General features: G+C 44.9%; 22 protein-coding genes. 20 read left to right on the forward strand and 2 right to left on the reverse strand.

Going from position 1 to position 15,842, the window contains the following annotated elements:
• The first annotated feature begins 3 nt into the window (after positions 1-3).
• From ICE90_RS05640 to ICE90_RS05655, 4 genes are read left to right on the forward strand one after another with little or no spacing between them, the layout of a single operon-like run.
• On the forward strand, positions 4-630 hold the full coding sequence (locus ICE90_RS05640) for a hypothetical protein (protein ID WP_216191424.1): 627 nt from the start codon (positions 4-6) through the stop codon (positions 628-630).
• A gap of 10 nt (positions 631-640) precedes the next feature.
• The gene (locus tag ICE90_RS05645; RefSeq protein WP_216191426.1) at positions 641-1,618 is read left to right on the forward strand and encodes a sulfurtransferase; all 978 of its coding nucleotides are present in this window, start codon (positions 641-643) and stop codon (positions 1,616-1,618) included.
• 11 nt (positions 1,619-1,629) lie between these two features.
• Positions 1,630-1,947 carry a metalloregulator ArsR/SmtB family transcription factor gene (locus ICE90_RS05650; protein WP_215321937.1) on the forward strand — a complete coding sequence of 106 codons (318 nt, stop codon included), beginning with the start codon at positions 1,630-1,632 and terminating at the stop codon, positions 1,945-1,947.
• Positions 1,948-1,964: 17 nt separating this feature from the next.
• Positions 1,965-2,183 carry a DUF2892 domain-containing protein gene (locus ICE90_RS05655; protein ID WP_215321939.1) on the forward strand — a complete coding sequence of 73 codons (219 nt, stop codon included), beginning with the start codon at positions 1,965-1,967 and terminating at the stop codon, positions 2,181-2,183.
• Positions 2,184-2,249: 66 nt separating this feature from the next.
• Here the strand turns inward: ICE90_RS05655 and ICE90_RS05660 are convergent, their stop codons facing one another.
• Both ICE90_RS05660 and modB read right to left on the reverse strand, forming a co-directional pair.
• Positions 2,250-3,362, reverse strand: coding sequence for an ABC transporter ATP-binding protein (locus tag ICE90_RS05660; protein WP_216191427.1), 1,113 nt, complete (start codon positions 3,360-3,362; stop codon positions 2,250-2,252).
• Positions 3,362-4,015 carry a molybdate ABC transporter permease subunit gene (gene modB, locus ICE90_RS05665; protein ID WP_215321942.1) on the reverse strand — a complete coding sequence of 218 codons (654 nt, stop codon included), beginning with the start codon at positions 4,013-4,015 and terminating at the stop codon, positions 3,362-3,364. Before modB ends, ICE90_RS05660 begins: the two co-directional genes overlap by 1 nt.
• A gap of 71 nt (positions 4,016-4,086) precedes the next feature.
• Between modB and ICE90_RS05670 the strand changes: the two genes are divergently transcribed.
• The 16 genes from ICE90_RS05670 (at position 4,087) to ICE90_RS05745 (ending at position 15,838) form a co-directional block, all read left to right on the forward strand.
• Positions 4,087-4,458, forward strand: a complete 372-nt coding sequence (locus tag ICE90_RS05670) for a metalloregulator ArsR/SmtB family transcription factor (RefSeq protein ID WP_216191429.1) — start codon at positions 4,087-4,089, stop codon at positions 4,456-4,458.
• Positions 4,459-4,493: 35 nt separating this feature from the next.
• Complete coding sequence (soxC, locus tag ICE90_RS05675; protein ID WP_215271982.1) at positions 4,494-5,894, forward strand: sulfite dehydrogenase; 1,401 nt, start codon at positions 4,494-4,496, stop codon at positions 5,892-5,894.
• Positions 5,878-6,969, forward strand: coding sequence for a c-type cytochrome (locus tag ICE90_RS05680; protein WP_216191431.1), 1,092 nt, complete (start codon positions 5,878-5,880; stop codon positions 6,967-6,969). The genes soxC and ICE90_RS05680 overlap by 17 nt, the downstream gene beginning before the upstream one ends.
• An 83-nt stretch (positions 6,970-7,052) precedes the next feature.
• Positions 7,053-7,505, forward strand: coding sequence for a thiosulfate oxidation carrier protein SoxY (gene soxY, locus ICE90_RS05685; protein ID WP_215271984.1), 453 nt, complete (start codon positions 7,053-7,055; stop codon positions 7,503-7,505).
• A 56-nt stretch (positions 7,506-7,561) separates the two neighbouring features.
• A complete protein-coding gene (gene soxZ, locus ICE90_RS05690; protein ID WP_215271985.1) occupies positions 7,562-7,870 on the forward strand; it encodes a thiosulfate oxidation carrier complex protein SoxZ in 309 nt (102 codons plus the stop codon).
• A gap of 34 nt (positions 7,871-7,904) precedes the next feature.
• A complete protein-coding gene (gene soxA, locus ICE90_RS05695) occupies positions 7,905-8,744 on the forward strand; it encodes a sulfur oxidation c-type cytochrome SoxA (RefSeq protein ID WP_215321946.1) in 840 nt (279 codons plus the stop codon).
• A gap of 18 nt (positions 8,745-8,762) precedes the next feature.
• Positions 8,763-9,368 (forward strand): sulfur oxidation c-type cytochrome SoxX, encoded by a 606-nt coding sequence (gene soxX / locus ICE90_RS05700; protein ID WP_215321948.1) that lies wholly within the window; start codon positions 8,763-8,765, stop codon positions 9,366-9,368.
• A 45-nt stretch (positions 9,369-9,413) separates the two neighbouring features.
• The gene (soxB, locus tag ICE90_RS05705; RefSeq protein ID WP_215271988.1) at positions 9,414-11,144 is read left to right on the forward strand and encodes a thiosulfohydrolase SoxB; all 1,731 of its coding nucleotides are present in this window, start codon (positions 9,414-9,416) and stop codon (positions 11,142-11,144) included.
• Between the two features lie 29 nt (positions 11,145-11,173).
• Positions 11,174-11,611, forward strand: a complete 438-nt coding sequence (locus ICE90_RS05710) for a DsrE family protein (RefSeq protein ID WP_215321950.1) — start codon at positions 11,174-11,176, stop codon at positions 11,609-11,611.
• Positions 11,612-11,672: 61 nt separating this feature from the next.
• On the forward strand, positions 11,673-12,575 hold the full coding sequence (locus tag ICE90_RS05715) for an MBL fold metallo-hydrolase (protein WP_251368540.1): 903 nt from the start codon (positions 11,673-11,675) through the stop codon (positions 12,573-12,575).
• Positions 12,576-12,633: 58 nt separating this feature from the next.
• The gene (locus tag ICE90_RS05720) at positions 12,634-12,951 is read left to right on the forward strand and encodes a hypothetical protein (RefSeq protein ID WP_216191433.1); all 318 of its coding nucleotides are present in this window, start codon (positions 12,634-12,636) and stop codon (positions 12,949-12,951) included.
• 20 nt (positions 12,952-12,971) lie between these two features.
• Positions 12,972-14,093 (forward strand): YeeE/YedE family protein, encoded by a 1,122-nt coding sequence (locus ICE90_RS05725; RefSeq protein ID WP_216191435.1) that lies wholly within the window; start codon positions 12,972-12,974, stop codon positions 14,091-14,093.
• Positions 14,094-14,117: 24 nt separating this feature from the next.
• Positions 14,118-14,555: a YeeE/YedE family protein gene (locus ICE90_RS05730; protein WP_215321953.1), complete on the forward strand. Its 438-nt coding sequence runs from the start codon at positions 14,118-14,120 to the stop codon at positions 14,553-14,555.
• A 1-nt stretch (position 14,556) separates the two neighbouring features.
• A complete protein-coding gene (locus tag ICE90_RS05735; protein WP_215321954.1) occupies positions 14,557-14,997 on the forward strand; it encodes a YeeE/YedE family protein in 441 nt (146 codons plus the stop codon).
• Positions 14,998-15,057: 60 nt separating this feature from the next.
• Complete coding sequence (locus ICE90_RS05740; RefSeq protein ID WP_215321955.1) at positions 15,058-15,402, forward strand: TIGR01244 family sulfur transferase; 345 nt, start codon at positions 15,058-15,060, stop codon at positions 15,400-15,402.
• A 16-nt stretch (positions 15,403-15,418) separates the two neighbouring features.
• The gene (locus tag ICE90_RS05745) at positions 15,419-15,838 is read left to right on the forward strand and encodes a thioesterase family protein (protein ID WP_215321956.1); all 420 of its coding nucleotides are present in this window, start codon (positions 15,419-15,421) and stop codon (positions 15,836-15,838) included.
• Positions 15,839-15,842 lie beyond the last annotated feature (4 nt).

The following is a 15,842-nucleotide window of genomic DNA, read 5'->3' on the forward strand; positions in this document are numbered from 1 at the left end:
TATATGCTTACTCAATCTAATTTCTGGTTGGCCGCACAATCGCTAGCAAATATTCAGATGCGATATGCCGAAACCGGGCGCACCGTGAATGAAGCTGCTTTATGTGGTGCCAAGGATTTTATTGAGTGGCAGCACTATCCAAGTAATGATCTTGTGGATGAGCATAGTGGTTATGAGTTCTACTACCATGCGCATTCTGCAGATGAGATGCCCAATGGTGAGCATGGCCATTTTCATGTGATTAAGCGTGATGTCCGGAGCTTTCATCACCTTGTTGGCATTTCTTTAGACCAGAAAGGTTTGCCAGTTCGCTTATTTACTACCAACCAGTGGGTCACCGGTGAAGAGATGGCGAATTCGGACGTTGTCATCAAATTCGCTAAAGAATTTCAAATGACCGTAAAAGGTCGCATGGCTCCAGTAAGCAATTGGATCAGTGCTTTGATTCAATTATTTGCCGTAGAGATTGAGGCTCTAATTTTGGAGCGAGATCAAAAGATTGCTCAGCTAGTGGCAGAGTGGGGCAATCGTGAGCTGGTATTGAACTCAAAAAAGCATCATGTATTAACGGAATGCAAGATTGATTTGATGGGCCGTCTTTCAGATAATTTGTTAGCTGTAAATTCATAAGGGAGTAGAGATGAAAAAAATTCAATTGCTTTTAGCATTTGCCCTAACCGGCTTGGTGAGCCTAGTTCAGGCAATTACATTGCCTGGTCCTGTAGTCAGCGCAGATTGGTTATCCAATAATCAATCTGATGTACAGATAATTGAAGTTAGAACAGATTTAGCCAGCTACCTTAGAAACCCTGAGTTTGATACTGACAAAAAGACTGGTAAGAAATTCCTGGTAGAAGTTGGTGGCCATATTACTAATTCCACTCTCTTGGATTTTAAGAAGGTACGTGTAGAGCGTCTAGTCGATGAAAAAAAGATTAAGTTTCTAATTCCTGAAAAAGCAGATTTTGAGAAATTGGTTCAATCTTTAGGTATCAACTCTGATAAGCCGATTGTGCTCGTGCCTATAGGGCAGGATATGTCCGATATCGACGAGGCATTGAGAACCTATTGGTCATTCAAGGTGTATGGCGAAGATCAAGTGGCTGTCTTGGATGGCGGTATTGCTGGGTGGCTCGGTGAGGGGCGTGAATATGTAACTAACAATGCTCAAAAAGTGACTGGCAATTGGTCTGCAAAAGCATATCGCAAAGAATTAATCGCTAGTTCAGATGATGTAGCTGCTGCGTCCAAAGCAGGTAAGCCACAATTATTGGATGCGCGTCAGCCTGCCCAATACTTAGGCCTTGCAAAACGTCCAGATGTGCTGACCTTTGGCCATATTGCGGGCTCAAAAGAGTTGGCGCCTGAATTGTTGGCAAAGCCTAGCAATGGTGCATTGTATTTCTGGCAAAAGAATACTTACGATGCGTTGATGTCAGCCAATGGTTTAAGTGTTAAAGGCCCAACAATTGCCTATTGCAATACTGGCCACTTAGCAGCTGGTGGTTGGTTTGTTATGTCAGAGCTAGTGGGCAATAAATCTACTAAGTTGTACGATGGCTCTTTATATCTTTGGACTCTTGAAGGCCGCCCATTGGTCGGTGTTCCGCTGAACTAAGAGTACCCATCATGCCAGTACTTAAGGACGGTATTAATATAGAGAAGATGCAGTCATCAGCAGACGAGGCTTGTCGCTTGATGAAAGTGCTCTCAAATAGAGATCGCATGCTGTTGCTATGCCAGATAAGTCAGGGGGAGATGTGTGTTGGTGAGCTCGAGGAATGTCTTGATATTCATCAGTCTACATTATCTCAGCAACTCACGGTTCTTAGAAATGAAGAGCTGGTCCAAACCAGAAGAGATGGTAAGCAAATCCATTATTCACTTTCCAATCAGATTGCTTTGAAAGTGATGAATGTGCTTTATCAAAATTACTGCAGTAAATAACCAAAAGGGGTCTTAATATGAAATGCAATGTCGGTGGTGTTGATCGTATGTTACGTATGGTAGTTGGCTTGGTATTAATAGGTCTAGCCGTAACCGGAACTGTAGGTATATGGGGCTGGATTGGTGTTGTGCCTCTCGCAACGGGGCTATTTAGATTTTGCCCGGCGTACCGACTCCTAGGGGTCAATACTTGCTCTACTGATTCTTCATGTGGCGGCAGCGGTTGCTGTAAATAAGAGTGAAGCTATATCGCTGAAATCAGAAAGAGTTTGCAGATTTTGCATCACTCTTTCTGAAAATCTCTAGTTGCTATCAACAAATCGCCTAGGATCATTGATTGGCCGCAATGGCATGATGTGAATTTGATTGCCATTTAATTCAATATACATTTGGCTGCCAACTTCCATATTCAATCTTTTCACTTCAGATGCTGATGCAACCCATTCAATTTTATGTATGCTATTTTGAATTTGTAGTTGGATTACCGCAATTTGGCCTAAGACACTAATCTCTGCGGCAATCGCTGGAGTGCTGGTCAAGGTTGGTGCGTTATGGATACTCAAACCATCTTGCGGAATCACCCATGCTACTTGGGCATTGGGGGGGATTTTGCCTTTATCGGCCACGGCAAAGGTTTTATCGCAGCCATCCCAAGTGAGATTGCCCGCATTAAATATCCCATGAAATAAATTGCTGATGCCAACCAACTCGGCTACACGTGAGTTTCTAGGCCTTTGAAATAGCACTTGGGGCGCTGCCGTTTGTAAGCTGATGCCGTTATCAATCACGGTAATACGGTCGGCAAGCAGATCGGCCTCACGCAAATCATGTGTAACCAACACAATCGGAATGTTTAAATCCTTGCGTAAATCAGCAAGAGTTTTATATAGACCTTGTCGCGTTGGCGCATCAACAGCGGAAAATGGTTCGTCTAACAATAAGATCTTTGGCTGTCGTGCCAATGCGCGAGCAAGTGCTACGCGTTGCTGTTGTCCGCCCGAGAGTTGGTGTGGAAAACGATGGGCAAGTTCAGCAATGCCCATGCGACCTAGCCAGTCCTGAGCAAGGGCTTTACGTTCAGCCACCTTATGTGCAGAATTCTGTAAAGGGATGAGAACATTCTCAAGCGCGGATAGATGCGGGAAGAGAGCGTATTGCTGAAATAAAAATCCACAAGAACGTTGCGCGGGAGACAGGTTCTGTATTACTCCTGCAAGTTCATTGGCCTCAAACCAGGTCTCACCATCACATTCAATTTTTCCAATCTTAGCTTGGCTGAGGCCGGCAATCGTTCTCAGAGTGCTGGTTTTGCCGCTACCAGATGGCCCCACAAGAGCATGCAATTGACCAGCTGCACATTCCAGCGTAATTTGCAGAGGGTTAGGGAGTGCTTGGCTTATTTTGAGTTTAAGCATCAGCCCCTCCGTTGGCGCTGTTGGGAGACGCTTTTGCCAAAAACACCATATGAAAGGGCAATTGCAATCAGAGATATACCTAGCAGCAATAAGGCCAGTGCGCCGGCGCCTGAGGTATCAAAACTTTGCACTTTGTCGTAGATCGCAATCGATACTGTTTTGGTTTCTCCGGGGATTGCGCCCCCAACCATGAGGATGACCCCAAATTCACCTAGGGTATGAGCAAAGGTCAGCACTGCGGCACTGGTAATGCCTCTCCATGCCAGTGGAAGCTCAATCAAGCGAAAAATTTGCCAATTGGATAGGCCGCTGACTTGGGCGGCCTCAATAATTTCCGGGTTGATAGCTTCAAATGCGCGCTGAATCGGCTGTATTGCAAAAGGCAGGTTGACTATGAGGGAGGCAATGAGGATTCCGGCAAAGGAAAACACCAGTGGAATACCTAAAAAAGTCTTTCCGCCCAAGCCAACCAAAAGGTAATAGCCCAAAACAGTGGGAGGTAAAACGAGTGGCAGGGCTAGGGCAGCTTCCACCCAGGGTTTGCTTCTATTAAGGCCTAAGAGGCTATGGGCAACCCAAACTCCAAATGGAAGGATGAGGACCAGGGTCCAAAGCGCCAGCTTAAGCGAGAGAAGGATTGCATCCGTATCCATGGCTTGATTGTATTGCTAAGCAATGTAGGGTATCTCACTATACCGATTTACCAGCTTAAAGGGTCAAATATATGCGTATACATGCATATATTAAAAGGCTAGTGAAATTGAGGGTAAAGGTTCAAAAGGCGACAAAAAACTTATCTCCAAAACAGATGGAGAAGGTATTTGCGCATGTGGCTGCTTATTTCAATGTTCTATCTGAGCCCGCACGTTTACGCATCATGTATGCAGTCTGTAGCGGTGAAAAATCCGTCTCTGAGGTTGTAGAGATGTGTGGCACAAGCCAGGCCAATGTTTCGAGACATTTATTGGCGCTTCATAAAGCTGGAATTCTAATGCGCCGCAAAGAGGGTGTAACGGTTTATTACTCGATTGCGGATAACGCAACCGTAGAGATGTGTCAGACAGTCTGCGCAAAGATTGCTGAAAGCATTCATTAAGTTTTGCAGTAAATCACTTTTCAAGTAGAGGTCAAATGACTAAGAAGCAGATTGAATTAAGTGCCGAGGATATCTCGGCGGTTGAGAAGCCGGCTAATAGAGCTCGCTTGGTGAAAGCGCCCGAGCACTTTATCTCTCAGAAGTTAATTGCCGATATCAATTCAAATGGACTAGATGAGACCCGTCGCGGCTTCTTGCGTAAGGGCTTTTTATCAGCCATTGGTGGTGCAGCTGCTGGCCTGGCTGCCCCAATGGCTTTTGCTGCTGGAGAAGGCGATCCCGCAATTCTTGAAAAGCAAGAGTGGCAAACCACTTTAGGTAAAAACGTTGCCACCATGCCATATGGCGTGCCATCAATTTACGAATCTAACCTCATTCGTCGTGAATCACCTGGATTAACGCGTGTATCTGCAGCATCTGTTGCATTTACTCCGCTGCAAGGATTATTCGGCACTATTACCCCGAATGGTTTGCACTTTGAGCGTCATCACCAAGGTTGGTACAACATCAACCCTGAAACCCATCGCCTCATGGTGAACGGTTTGGTGAAGAACGCTCGCGTCTTTACGATGAATGATTTAATGAGATTGCCTTCAGTTTCTCGTACCCACTTCATTGAGTGCGGTGCTAATACTGGATTGGAGTGGGGTAACGTTGCGGTGCCAACCGTGCAATATACCCACGGCATGCTATCTTGCTGCGAATTCACAGGTGTACCTCTTAAGGTATTGCTTGAAGAATGCGGCGCAGATTTGAAAAAAGGCAAGTTCATGCTTGCCGAAGGTGGTGATGGTTCAGGCATGACGCGTACGATCAATCTTGAAAGCTGCTTAGAAGACGCAATCGTTGCCTGGAGTATGAATGGCGAAATGTTACGCCCGGAAAACGGCTTCCCATTGCGCCTAGTAGTTCCTGGCGTGCAGGGTGTCAGCTGGGTGAAGTGGTTGCGTCGCCTAGAGGTTGGCGATATGCCTTGGAATGCGAAAGATGAAGCCGTTCACTATATTGAGCTCATGCCAGATGGCATGCATCGTCAATACGCATCCATTCAAGAATGCAAATCGGTAATTACTACACCTTCTGGTGGCCAGCAATTGCTGGATAAAGGTTTTTATAACGTGAGCGGTATGGCTTGGTCTGGTCGCGGCAAGATTAAGCGTGTTGATGTTTCTTTCGATGGCGGCAATAACTGGCGTACTGCTCGTTTAGAGACGCCAATTCAAACCAAGTCTATAACTCGCTTCAATATTGATTGGGTATGGGATGGATCACCGGCAATATTGCAATCTAGAGCAGTGGATGACACTGGTTACATCCAGCCATCGATAAAGGTCTTGCGTGATGCACGAGGTAATCGATCTATTTATCACAATAATGCTATTCAGTCATGGAAGTTAGATTCAAACGGTGAGGTAAGCAATGTACAAGTCGGTTAATTTTATTGCTCGTTTGAGTCTGCTAAGTATTGCAGTATTAGCTGCCCAGATTTCGTTTGCACAAAGTACACAGGGCTCCGCTAAGTTTCCGGGTATTGGAAGAAATGCAACTCCTGCAGAAGTCATGGCTTGGGATATTGATGTGCGCCCAGACTTTAAAGGCTTACCAAAGGGATCTGGCTCTGTTGAGCAAGGTCAAGTAATTTGGGAATCTAAGTGCGCTAGTTGTCACGGTGTTTTTGGTGAGTCAAATGAGATCTTTACTCCGATTGCTGGTGGAACAACTGCTGATGACGTGAAGACTGGCAGGGTCGCCTCTTTGTTAGATCGTAAGCAGCCTCAGCGAACTACTTTGATGAAGGTGCCAACTGTATCAACATTGTGGGACTATATTTATCGTGCCATGCCTTGGAATGCGCCGAGATCACTTACCCCGGACAATACTTATGCGCTGGTGGCATATATTCTCAGCTTGGGTGAAATAGTCCCGGATGATTTTGTATTGAGTGATGCCAACATTGCCGAAGTCCAGAAAAAAATGCCTAATCGTAACGGCATGACTCGTAATCATGGTTTTTGGAGTGTTAACGGCAAGCCGGATGTTAATGGCTCTTCTTGCATGAACAATTGCGTGAAGTTTGTGCAAATTGGATCCACTATTCCAGACTTCGCCAGAAATGCTCATGGCAATATTGCTGAGCAAAATCGCTTGTATGGCCCATATCGTGGTTCAGACTCCACCAAACCGCCTCTTGCTAAGTTGCCTGGAACGACGGGTGAGGGATTGGCCCATGCGTCCGATACTCATGCTTCCTCCAACAAGGGTCCAGCTGCGCTATTTAAGAATGAGAACTGTTCAGCATGTCACGCACCGAACGCCAAATTGGTTGGCCCATCCATTGCTGATATTGCAGTCAAATACCAGGGGCAGAGCGGTGCTTTGGATAAATTGATGGCTAAAGTTAAAAATGGTGGCTCAGGCGTATGGGGTTCAATTCCAATGCCGCCACAGTCGCAGTTATCGGATGAGGATCGCAAGGCTTTGGTTACCTGGGTGCTTTCTGGTGGTAAATAAATAAGATGTATCAGTACTAACCAGCATGCTTTATTGGTTAGCAGGTAATATATTCACGGTAAATGATTATTAAAGGAGTTTTTATGAATCAGCAGCGACGCAGTTTATTGAAATATTCAGCGGTTTTCGGTTTAATGGCTTCTGCGGGTCTCATTAGTGTGGCCCAAGCTCAAGAATGGAATAAAGCCGCATTTGAAGGCAAGAGTCTTGATGATGTATTTAAGATTCTAGGTGCAGGCAGTCCAGATAAGTCTAGCGCTGTTACTTTGAACGCCCCAGATATTGCAGAAAATGGTGCGGTAGTTCCGGTTGGAATTGTCACTACCCTTAAAGCAGAGCAAATGGCAATCTTGGTTGAGAAAAACCCAAGCGCCTTGGCTGCGCAGTTCTATATTCCTACAGGCACTGAGCCTTTTGTTACTACTCGTATCAAGATGGGTCAAACCTCTAATGTGTATGCCTTGGTAAAGGCTGATGGCAAATGGAGTATGGCTGTTAAAGAAGTGAAAGTAACTTTGGGTGGTTGCGGCGGTTAAGCACTCTCAATCCAATTAAATACCATTAATAAATTACTAGATTAAAAGAGGAACATATGTCTGATCCAATGCGCGTAAGAGCAGCCGAAAACGGCGGAATTGTGGATGTAAAAATTTTGATGAAGCACGATATGGAATCTGGTCAGCGTAAAGATGCTGCTGGCAAAGTGATTCCTGCATGGCACATCACCACTATCAATGTCAAAGCAAATGGTAAAGATGTTTTGAATGGTCAGTTTGGCCCTGCAGTCTCTAAGGACCCATTCTTGAACTTCAAATACAAGGGCGCCAAAGGCGACAAGATTGTTGTGAGCTGGATCGATAATAAAGGCGACAAACGTACTGATGAAGCCACTGCTTCTTAATATCAATACGAAAATATAACTAAAAAGGTTACCTATGAAGACACGCATCTATTGCGGACTCTTGGCGGCGGGTTTTTTTGTCCTCCTACAGGGCTGTACCAGTCCTGGAAAAAATGAAGATAAACCTGTCGTTGGCGGTAGCGCAGCAACTCAAGAGATTGAAAAATATCGTGCGATGCTTGCTGATGGTAACCCTTCTGATTTATATGAGGCAGCTGGTGAGGATATTTGGAAAAAACCGATGGGCCCCAAAAATGTCTCACTTGAAAAGTGTGATTTGGGTATGGGGCCTGGTGTTGTTAAGGGTGCCTATACTCAATTACCAAAATACTTTAAAGACACAAACAAAGTTCAAGACCTTGAGTCACGCTTAATTACTTGTATGAGCAAAATGCAAGGTTATGACGCTAACGAAATCATTAAGGCTGGTTTTGGCAAAGGTAAGCGTAAAGATATTGAGGCTGTAGTTGCTTACGTTGTTGCTGAATCAAAAGGTATGCCAATTAATGTTGTTGTTAAGCACCCTAAAGAAAAGCAAGCCTTTGAGATGGGTAAACAATCCTTCTTCTATCAAGGCGGCCCAATGGATTTCTCATGCGCCTCATGTCATGGCTCTGACGGTAAGCGTATTCGCTTGCAGGATCTGCCTAACATCACGACACAAAAAGGTGCAGCAGCAGGTTGGGGTTCATGGCCGGCTTACAGGGTTTCAAGCGGAACTTTTTGGACGATGCAGCAGCGTTTAAATGACTGCTATCGTCAGCAGCGTTTCCCTGAGCCAATATATACCTCTGAAGATACCATTGCGGTTTCAATGTATATGGCTGTGACAGCCAAAGGTGGCACTATGACTGCACCAGGACTGAAGCGTTAATCGCTGGAGATAAATAATATGAAAAATAAATTATCCTTATTGGCGTTAGCGCTATTTATATCCGCCGGTGTTGCTCATGCTGCAACGCCTTTTGAAAATATGATGTCCTCTAGTTTTGAGGCAAAAGGTCAGGCTGGTCTCGATCGTTTGGTGCAGGATCCTGCGCAGAAGTTTTGTTCTAACCCGGCCAACTTGGATGGCGGTGGCGATCTAAAGGTGAGGGAGAAGATTCAAAGCGAAAATATGGCTTCCATTAAGCAGCCATCTGATGGCAAGTACATTGGTAACTGGAAGAATGGGGAAAAGATTGCTCAAAGTGGTCGGGGAGCTACTTGGTCAGATAAAGCAGGTTCAGAAATTGGTGGCGGCTGCTATAACTGCCATCAAATTGATCCCAAGGAAATCTCCTATGGAAATATTGGGCCCTCTTTAACGGGTTATGGAAAAATGCGCGGCTACTCTAAAGAGGTTGTGGTCTATACATGGAATCGTATTAATAACTCCAAGGCCTATAACGTATGCAGTAATATGCCGCGTTTCGCTCATGCCAAACTTTTAAATGAGCAGCAGATTCAGGATGTCATGGCCTTGCTGCTTGATCCGGCCTCACCAGTTAATCAATAAAGTATAAAAACAGGCCGACAGGCCTGTTTTCACAAAGGGAATGTTATGTCTTTAAGTCGTCGCGATTTTCTGCAGGCCTTAGCTATTGCATCTGCAGGTGGAATGAGTTTGCAATCAAACTTTGTTAACGCACAAAGCACTGCGCAAAAATTTTATGACTTACCTAAATTTGGTAATGTTCACTTTTTGCACTTTACAGATTGCCATGCTCAACTATTGCCAATTTATTTCCGTGAGCCTAATGTAAACCTTGGTATCGGTGCGCAGGAAGGTAAGACCCCGCACTTGGTTGGCGAATATTTCTTGAAGGCAAATGGCATTGCACCAGGCACTCGTGATGCTCATGCCTTTACCTATTTAGACTATGTGGCTGCTGCTCAAAACTACGGCAAGATGGGTGGATTTGCTCATATGGCCACTTTAATTAAGCAAATGAAAGCCAATCGTCCTGGTGCTTTATTGCTAGATGGTGGGGATACTTGGCAGGGATCAGGTACTGCACTTTGGACTAATGGTCAGGATATGGTTGATGCCGCTCTTGCTTTAGGTGTTGATGTGATGACTCCGCATTGGGAAATGACTCTTGGCGAAAAGCGCGTCATGGAAATCGTGAATGGCGACTTCAAGGGCAAAGTTTCATTTGTAGCGCAAAACATTAAAACAGCGGATTTCGGCGACTCAGTATTTAATCCCTATGTCATGAAAGTGCAGAACGGTATTCAGGTTGCCATTATTGGACAAGCATTCCCGTATACGCCCATTGCAAATCCCCGCTACTTCACTCCTGATTGGACCTTTGGTATTCAGGAAGAGAATATGCAAAAGACTATTGATGAGGTTAGATCAAAAGGCGCAAAGGTAGTGGTGCTTCTATCTCACAATGGCATGGATGTAGATTTGAAAATGGCCTCCCGCGTACGCGGACTAGATGCTATTTTGGGTGGGCACACCCATGATGGTGTGCCTATTCCGGTGAAGGTAAAGAATGCTGGTGGAGTAACTCTAGTTACCAATGCTGGGTCTAATAGTAAGTTCTTAGGAGTGCTGGATTTTGATGTGAAAGGTGGCAAGCCAGTAGATTTCCGCTATAAGCTATTCCCAATTTTCTCTAATATGATTCCAGCGGATCCAGCGATGAATAAGTTGATCGCTAAAGTCAGGGCTCCGTATGAAGCTAAGCTCAACGAGAAGTTAGCAACTACAGAGGGCCTCTTGTATCGCCGGGGTAACTTTAACGGTAGCTTTGATCAACTCATCTTGGATGGATTGATGGCACAGAAGAATGCAGAGATTGCCTTCTCTCCAGGCTTCCGTTGGGGTACCAGTCTATTGCCAGGTCAAGCGATCACGCGTGAGAATCTTTTAGATCAAACCGCGATCACCTACCCATACACTACTGTTACCAATATGAGTGGTGAAACAATTAAAACTATTCTTGAGGACGTCGCTGATAACTTGTTTAATCCTGATCCGTATTATCAGCAAGGTGGTGACATGGTCCGCGTCGGTGGAATGCAATACACCATTGATCCAGCACAAACCGCTGGTAAACGTATTTCTGATATGCGCTTAAATGGTAAGGCTATTGATGCAAACAAAACCTACAAAGTAGCTGGTTGGGCGCCAGTCAGTGAAGAGGCGAAAAATGCAGGAGGCGAAGCAATTTGGGATGTCATGGAGCGCCACTTGCGCGATGTCAAAGTTGTTAAAGCGGTTAAGCTCAATGAGCCAATCATTAAAGGTGTGTCAAATAATCCTGGCATGGCCCCAATTTAATTAGCCATATAACTACACGAGATCTAAGCATGAAAAAACTACTTTCTATTATTACCGCTTTAGCCCTGACATTGGGATTTTGCTCTGTCGTTTCAGCTCAATCATCTGGCCCTACCAAAGTGGTTTATCACATTGATGATGCAGAAACTCAAGGTCTAAAAGGCCTGCGCAATATTCGTAATCATTTGGATACAGCCCCAAATACCATCATCATCGTAGTGACTCATGCCAATGGAGTGGATATGTTGATGGAAGGCGCCAAGGATAAGAAAAATAATGTGGAGTATGCGCCATTAGTTGGAGCCCTTAAATCTCGTGGTGTGAAGTTTGAAGTGTGTGAGATCACTTTAAAGAATCGGAATTTGAAAAAAGATCAATTCACGCTGGATGCAGATTTCACACCATCAGGCGTGGTGCGAGTTGCCGACTTGCAATACAAAGATGGTTTTGCCTACATCAAGCCTTAAGTAATTTAGTATGAATTGCATTAAGAGTCTTGCGGGGATCCTTTTGGGGTTCCTTATCTTTTTGAGTTTTGCTTTTGGCCAAAGTAATCCTGCTGATCATATTCAGCTCAAACCTACCCAAGTCGCACCTCATACTTACTTTGTACAAGGCTTTCCAGAGATGGGGAGTAGTGCTAACCAAAACTTCATCTCCAATACTGGGTTTGTTATAACTCCAGATGGTGTGGTGGTGGTAGATGCTTTGGGATCGCCTATTCTTGCGCAAAAATTAATTGCGGAAATTAAAAAGATTACTCCGCAGAAAGTTGTCGCCATCATTGTGAGCCACTATCACGCAGATCATGTCTACGGTTTGCAAGAATTTAAAAAAATCGGTGCGAAGATTTATGCCCAAGGTGAGGGGCGAAATTATCTTTCTTCAGAAACAGCGAAGCAACGCTTAATTGCTTCAAGAACTGATTTTGCGCCCTGGGTAAATGCAAATACCAAACTCATTTCTGCTGATGTATGGATCGATCAAAAATTGAAATTGACGATTGGCGGCATTGATTTCTTTATCAGCAGAGTGGGGCCTGCTCATGCTCCTGAAGATTTGATGGTGTACGTTCCATCCGAAAAAGTGCTTTTTGCGGGTGATCTGGTGTTTAGGGGCCGCATTCCATTTGTTGGAAATGCAGATAGCAAGGGGTGGCTGGCGGCCTTGGATGAGATCGAAAAATTAAATCCTAATATCGTCATACCTGGACATGGGGGTTATTCAGTTCATCCGGCCGAAGATATTGCCTTTACTAGGGGCTATTTGAAGTATTTGCGTGAGTCGATGTCTAAAGCAGCAATAAACCTGGATCCTTTTGAGGACGCCTATAAGCAAGCTGATTGGTCGGAATACGAAGGGATGCCGCTCTTTAGAGCTGCAAACCGCATGAATGCCTACAACGTCTACCTGTCTATCCAGGCGGAGTAGGGCAAATTCAGCCATTGGGCCTTAAAATAAAGGATTAATGCTAAATCCTTGATTTGTAATGAAAATGATTTTCCTTCGATCCTTTGTGCTAGCCGCATCCAGTGCGCTCATGAGTGCGCCTGTGCTGGCTACTCCGGATTTAGTAAATGGCAAAACTATTGATCAGCAAAAGTGCTACGCCTGCCACGCCAAGAAAGCGGGCTTTGGAAATGGCGACATGATTTACACCCGCTCGGATGGCAAGGTGAAATCTCTGGCCGATTTAAAGAAGATGGTTTCACTCTGCAACGCAGAGCTTCGCCTTGACTTATTTCCCGAAGATGAAGCTGACGTTGCTACTTTTCTTAATCAACAATTTTATAAATTTAAACCTTAATTTTTCAAGACACGGTCACCATGGATGTTGTAGATATTAATTCTTTAAGTAAGTTAGTCCTTTGGGCAACTTTTGCCATTACCTTTTTCTTAGGTGCGGTCATGCAAAAGACTGGATTTTGTAGCATGGGCGCAGTGTCTGATGTTTTCATCATGTCCAGTTGGGATCGTTTAAAGCAGTGGTTCTTGGCTATTGGTGTTGCCATCATTGGTTTTACCCTGATGTCTTATTTCGGGTTGATTGACCCCCTGAAGAGTATGTATACCGGTAATAAATTCTTATGGCTCTCCACTATTGTGGGCAGCGTTATGTTTGGCTTCGGGATGGTGTTGGCCTCAGGCTGTGGCAGCAAAACATTAATTCGTATTGGTGGTGGTAATTTAAAGTCGATGATTGTCTTTATGGTGCTGGGTTTAACCGCCTATATGACATTGCGTGGGTTCTTGGGTGTAATTCGCATTAATACCCTAGATACTTTTTTCATAGCCTTTAATACCCCGCAAGACTTACCCAGTTTGTTAAGTGGGCCTCTCGGTATTGCACGCCCAACTCTTCATTTGGTCTTGGGCTTAATCATTGGTTCTGCGTTTATTGCATATGCTTTGGCAAGAAAGGTATTTTGGACTGCTGAAAATATCTTTGCGGGTATAGCTGTCGGATTGGCGATCTGTGCAGTATGGTTTGTATCTGGCAATCTTGGTTTTGTTGCTGAAGACCCAAATACTTTGGAAGAAGTGTTTTTAGTAACGAACTCTGGCCGTATGGAGAGCTTATCTTTTGTAGCCCCATATGCATATTCACTTGACTGGCTCATGATGTATAGCGATACGTCTAAAGTTTTAACCGTTGGCATCATGGCTGTTTTAGGAATGATTCTGGGTTCTGCGGCAGTCTCTATTGCAACGAAATCATTCCGTTGGGAATCTTTTCGCAATTCTGAGGACACAGCAAATCATTTAGTTGGCGCTGCATTAATGGGCTTTGGTGGCGTAACTGCTTTGGGTTGCACTGTAGGGCAGGGTTTGAGTGGCATTTCTACGCTTGCCCTTGGTTCAATACTGGCTTTACCAGGATTTATTTTTGGGGCTTATTTAGGCCTACGTTACTTGCAGGTACGTCTTGCCCCAAACCCTTGCAGCTAAGTTTATAAATTGATAGATTAAATAATGCAAATTGACTGGTTCTCCTTTACACCCATTCCTTCTTTATTGGGGGGAATGATTCTTGGGGTTGCTGCAGCTCTTTACGTATTGCTTCATGGGCGTATTCTAGGAATCAGTGGCATTGTTTCTGGCTTATTGCATCCCAAATTAACTGACACCGCATGGCGTCTGAGTTTGGTTTTGGGCTTGGTATCAGCTCCATTTATGGCGGCACTTTTTTTTGGAATATTCCCCGTTGTAGAGATTGAGTCTGATTGGATTGCGATTGTGATTGCAGGCATTTTGGTTGGCTTTGGGGCCCACTACGGTTCAGGCTGCACCAGCGGCCATGGGATATGCGGACTCTCGCGTTTATCTCCGCGCTCCCTCGTTGCCACTTGCGCCTTTATGTTTGCCGGCTTCGTGACCGTTTTTATTCTTCGTCATTTGATCGGAGTCTAAGATGAAAAAACATTTTGGCCTTTTCAGTCAGTATGCAATTGGTGTACTTTTTGGTTGGGGTTTAATCATCTCAGGCATGAGTAATCCCCAGAAGGTATTGGGCTTTTTGGATCTAACGGGTCTTTGGGATCCATCCTTAATGTTTGTAATGTTGGGTGCAGTAATGGTCGGGCTTGGCGGGTTTTATGTGGTCAGCAAGAGGACTGAAGCGTTTTTTGGTGGCGCCTTGCATATCCCAACCCGTAGAGATATCACGAAGCCCCTCGTTATTGGCAGCCTCATTTTTGGTGCGGGCTGGGGAATTGCTGGATTTTGCCCTGGCCCAGCCTTGGTTGCCTTGGGTGCTGGGCACCTGAAGGCCCTGGTATTTGTTGTTGCCATGCTTGTGGGTATGGAAATAAGCGAGCGTTTCTTCTCGGCTCATAAAAAGGCTTCCAGCTAAGTTCGATAAGCCTGATTTAAAATCAACCCTATTACGTCATTATTCAATGTAGAGGGTTTCATGAGTCTTCCTATTTCTTGCCATAGCGATCAGTTCGGTACCATCGGTCAGATCGACGCCAGTCATTTAGCTGAAATTGCAGCACAAGGTTACAAGAGCGTGATTAATAACCGTCCTGACGGTGAGGGCGGCCCAGATCAGCCAACCAATGCCAGCATTCAAGCTGAAGCAGAAAAGTTAGGTTTAAATTACGCCTACCTACCAGTTGTACCTAGTGCAATCAATGTTGATCAAGTAAGAGAGATGGCCCGTTTATTGAGGACCATGCCCGGACCGGTATTGGCATTTTGTCGCTCTGGTGCGCGCTCTACGAATCTGTATCAACTTGCATTGCAAGTGAAATAGGAAGTTACTGGCCGTCATGCGTATCGCCATCCCCGAAGAAAGAAAACTGGTTCATGAAATGATCATGCCCATTCGTTGGGGTGATATGGATGCGTATGGACATGTCAACAATACCGTGTACTTTCGGTATATGGAGCAGGCTCGCTGCGAATGGATTACATCTTTGGGCTATGACGTAGCTCCTGGTCGTGAGTCTATGTTGATGATTAATGGCTTTTGTAATTTCTTTCAACAACTCACTTACCCAGGCGAATTAATTCTAAAGACTTCCATTGGCGCTATTGGTAGAACAAGCCTGGATCTTTACACCAGTATGGCTTTAACTACCGATCCCGAAGTAGAGGCTGCTATTGGTGGTGCAACCATGGTTTGGGTAGATCTCACCACGAATAAGTCAGCGCCTTGGCCTGAGCATGTTTTACAACAGTTGCGCTAGTTAA

The organism is Polynucleobacter sp. AP-RePozz3-80-G7, assembly GCF_018882145.1.
Classification (GTDB): Bacteria; Pseudomonadota; Gammaproteobacteria; order Burkholderiales; family Burkholderiaceae; genus Polynucleobacter.

Bases quoted from the DNA above. Each gene is read 5' to 3' on its own strand.
- ICE90_RS05640 (WP_216191424.1), top strand. From the start codon at position 4: ATGCTTACTCAATCTAATTTCTGGTTGGCCGCACAATCGCTAGCAAAT.
- ICE90_RS05645 (WP_216191426.1), top strand. From the start codon at position 641: ATGAAAAAAATTCAATTGCTTTTAGCATTTGCCCTAACCGGCTTGGTG.
- ICE90_RS05650 (WP_215321937.1), top strand. From the start codon at position 1,630: ATGCCAGTACTTAAGGACGGTATTAATATAGAGAAGATGCAGTCATCA.
- ICE90_RS05655 (WP_215321939.1), top strand. From the start codon at position 1,965: ATGAAATGCAATGTCGGTGGTGTTGATCGTATGTTACGTATGGTAGTT.
- ICE90_RS05660 (WP_216191427.1), bottom strand. From the start codon at position 3,362: ATGCTTAAACTCAAAATAAGCCAAGCACTCCCTAACCCTCTGCAAATT.
- modB (WP_215321942.1), bottom strand. From the start codon at position 4,015: ATGGATACGGATGCAATCCTTCTCTCGCTTAAGCTGGCGCTTTGGACC.
- ICE90_RS05670 (WP_216191429.1), top strand. From the start codon at position 4,087: ATGCGTATACATGCATATATTAAAAGGCTAGTGAAATTGAGGGTAAAG.
- soxC (WP_215271982.1), top strand. From the start codon at position 4,494: ATGACTAAGAAGCAGATTGAATTAAGTGCCGAGGATATCTCGGCGGTT.
- ICE90_RS05680 (WP_216191431.1), top strand. From the start codon at position 5,878: ATGTACAAGTCGGTTAATTTTATTGCTCGTTTGAGTCTGCTAAGTATT.
- soxY (WP_215271984.1), top strand. From the start codon at position 7,053: ATGAATCAGCAGCGACGCAGTTTATTGAAATATTCAGCGGTTTTCGGT.
- soxZ (WP_215271985.1), top strand. From the start codon at position 7,562: ATGTCTGATCCAATGCGCGTAAGAGCAGCCGAAAACGGCGGAATTGTG.
- soxA (WP_215321946.1), top strand. From the start codon at position 7,905: ATGAAGACACGCATCTATTGCGGACTCTTGGCGGCGGGTTTTTTTGTC.
- soxX (WP_215321948.1), top strand. From the start codon at position 8,763: ATGAAAAATAAATTATCCTTATTGGCGTTAGCGCTATTTATATCCGCC.
- soxB (WP_215271988.1), top strand. From the start codon at position 9,414: ATGTCTTTAAGTCGTCGCGATTTTCTGCAGGCCTTAGCTATTGCATCT.
- ICE90_RS05710 (WP_215321950.1), top strand. From the start codon at position 11,174: ATGAAAAAACTACTTTCTATTATTACCGCTTTAGCCCTGACATTGGGA.
- ICE90_RS05720 (WP_216191433.1), top strand. From the start codon at position 12,634: ATGAAAATGATTTTCCTTCGATCCTTTGTGCTAGCCGCATCCAGTGCG.
- ICE90_RS05725 (WP_216191435.1), top strand. From the start codon at position 12,972: ATGGATGTTGTAGATATTAATTCTTTAAGTAAGTTAGTCCTTTGGGCA.
- ICE90_RS05730 (WP_215321953.1), top strand. From the start codon at position 14,118: ATGCAAATTGACTGGTTCTCCTTTACACCCATTCCTTCTTTATTGGGG.
- ICE90_RS05735 (WP_215321954.1), top strand. From the start codon at position 14,557: ATGAAAAAACATTTTGGCCTTTTCAGTCAGTATGCAATTGGTGTACTT.
- ICE90_RS05740 (WP_215321955.1), top strand. From the start codon at position 15,058: ATGAGTCTTCCTATTTCTTGCCATAGCGATCAGTTCGGTACCATCGGT.
- ICE90_RS05745 (WP_215321956.1), top strand. From the start codon at position 15,419: ATGCGTATCGCCATCCCCGAAGAAAGAAAACTGGTTCATGAAATGATC.